This is a genomic window from Actinoplanes sp. NPDC051411 (assembly GCF_040682075.1).
Classification (GTDB): Bacteria; Actinomycetota; Actinomycetes; order Mycobacteriales; family Micromonosporaceae; genus Actinoplanes.
Window position 1 is genome coordinate 1 of sequence record NZ_JBFBAD010000293.1, and the last position, 1,359, is coordinate 1,359.

A 1,359-nucleotide genomic window follows, 5' to 3' on the forward strand; every position below is an offset into this window, starting at 1 on the left:
GTGGGCAGCCGCCGTGAGAGCGAACCCACCGGTCACCTCGACCCAGCCTGGCCGGGCTGCGGTCGTAGATCAATGAAACAAGTAGCCGCCGTCCGCGCGCCAGCCAAAGATGAGGCCGGACTGGTCCAAGTGATCGCGAACGGCCTGGTGGAGCACGCCTACGGTGGTGTCGCAGCAAGGTGGCCGGGCCACTGCAGGAAGATCAAGTCCAGACCTTCCCTCGTCCTTGAACAAGGGCCACGGCCGTACGTCGCGGCTGACGTCTTGCTTGAGGCTCCACGTCAAAGCGTGCCCGAGCCGGCCGGAACCCGGCAGGGTTGAGTTGGTGCGCGGCTACGCTGTAACCGGCCGGGAGCGCGCCACCCAGCAATGTGCTCCCGGCCTCGCATGCCACTTCGCGTGGCCATGTGTCCGTTCCTGCCCGAGTCGGGCACTTGCCGGTAGCCGGGGCACCCTGCGGGAAGAGGTGGGAGCCCGGATCGGCAGTAATCTTCGGCCGCTCTTGGTTGCTTACGGGTGGTGCGGTTCAGGCCTTCTTTAGCCGACCGACCGGGATGTCGAATCCCTGTTCGCGGAGCTGGTTGGCCCAGTTGCCGATCGTGCCGATCGACTTGCCGTACTTTTCGGCGAGTGCCTTGAACGAGCCGACGGTAGCCAGGTCGGTAAGGAATTGCTCCCCGCTGGGTCGCTCGCTGCGGCGTCCGGGCGCTGCCTGCGCCGGTGTCGCGGCGACCGGGGGTTCAGTCGTCTTGGCGGCGCGCCGACCGGTGGCCTTCGCCGCTCGGGCGCGTTTCGGCCGCGTTGCCGGCGCCGGTTCCGCCACGGGCTCGGGGGCGGCCTCAGGTTCCGGCGCGGGCCTACGCTGGTCGGCGGGCTCCGCCGGTGCTGCGGTTGTGCTGTACGGCGTTGCCGTCGCGTTCGCTGTCGACGCGTCCGCGGAGTCATTCGTAGAGGCGACAGCTACCGGCACGTCGGCGAGCGGTTTCACCGGCGCGACAGGCTCGTCTGGTGCCTTGGGCACGCCGTTGGGGTCCGCGAGCGCCGCGGACAACCAGGCCAGGACCCGTTGTTGGGCGCTCGGGTCGAGCGGGGACAACAGCTCGTAGGTAACCTGCATTGCCTGGAGTTCTTGCAAAGCCATGCTTTCTCCACCTTCAATGTCGCGGCCTGGGGCAGCGGCATAGTGACGCCGCACGCGAGATGCAGTGAACGCGAATTGGCAGCGCGATCACGCCTTGAATGGATGATCACATATACCGCGGAGGTAACTGGATAGGTGCTGTCGTTGATCTATCAGTTTCGTCGATGAGCCGGGATTCGTTGGCCGTTCGTGTCCGCCGATTCGTCACGACCCTCGTA

Annotated in this window: 1 protein-coding gene; it reads right to left on the reverse strand. The window is 66.6% G+C overall.

What is annotated here, in order from left to right; all coding sequences use genetic code 11:
- Nucleotides 1–526: 526 nt before the first annotated feature.
- Entirely contained in the window at nt 527–1,141 is a 615-nt protein-coding gene (locus AB0M88_RS53290; protein WP_364116348.1) for a hypothetical protein, read from the reverse strand.
- Between the last annotated feature and the right edge of the window lie 218 nt (nt 1,142–1,359).

Excerpts from the sequence above, each read along its gene's own strand:
- AB0M88_RS53290 (WP_364116348.1), bottom strand. The coding sequence starts at position 1,141 with ATGGCTTTGCAAGAACTCCAGGCAATGCAGGTTACCTACGAGCTGTTG.